At 53.5% G+C, this 632-nt stretch carries 1 pseudogene; it reads right to left on the bottom strand.

The window, feature by feature from the left end:
• Nucleotides 1-632: pseudogene (locus tag LGZ98_RS24010) on the bottom strand (hemagglutinin repeat-containing protein); the annotation flags it as partial.

Raw genomic sequence — 632 nt, 5'->3', positions numbered from 1 at the left:
GCCAGATAAGGAGAAGCGCCGCCCGCCAGTGCCTGACCCATATTTCCGCCAGCGAGTCCCTGAATGGCCGCGGTAGCCGCCTGTAAAGCGGTGTGGTATTTTCCACCGGTGCCCAGGCCAGATTCATTCAACGCCTGGTTATAGGCGGTCTTGTAAATCTGGTCTTTAATTTGTTCCGGGGTGATGTCAGTTTTACCTTTATCCTTCAGTACTTTTATGGCCGCTTCTCTATCCGGGTCACTGATGTTTTCCAGTTTGGCGTGGGCCGCTTTGGTGGCGATAATTGCCCCTTCGGTACTGGCGATATCAATCACCTGCGCACTGATTTCGCCAATCAGTTGGGCCTGTTTCAGTCGTTGTTGCTCTTTCTCTTTGTCAAAGATAGGGCTGAGAGCATTGTTGGCATGGTCGGTATCCCGGCTCAGGGTAGTGATATCCTGTTGCTGGTTATCTTTGTCCCGGATAATCAGGGTACCGTCACTGACCGCGGCGTGAGTGGTGCTTTGGGCGTGGCCTTCCCGGTTAGCGCCGCCCAGGGTATTGGCCGCCATATTACTGAGTAACATGCCGCCTGTTGAGCCGCCCGTGCTGATACTCACGCTATGGTGTTCGGTTTTAAAATCCGCTTTGTT

Source organism: Photorhabdus kayaii (genome assembly GCF_025384895.1).
Classification (GTDB): Bacteria; Pseudomonadota; Gammaproteobacteria; order Enterobacterales; family Enterobacteriaceae; genus Photorhabdus; species Photorhabdus kayaii.
The sequence above is the reverse complement of the archived record's forward strand: the minus strand, read 5'-3'. Positions and strand labels throughout refer to the sequence as shown.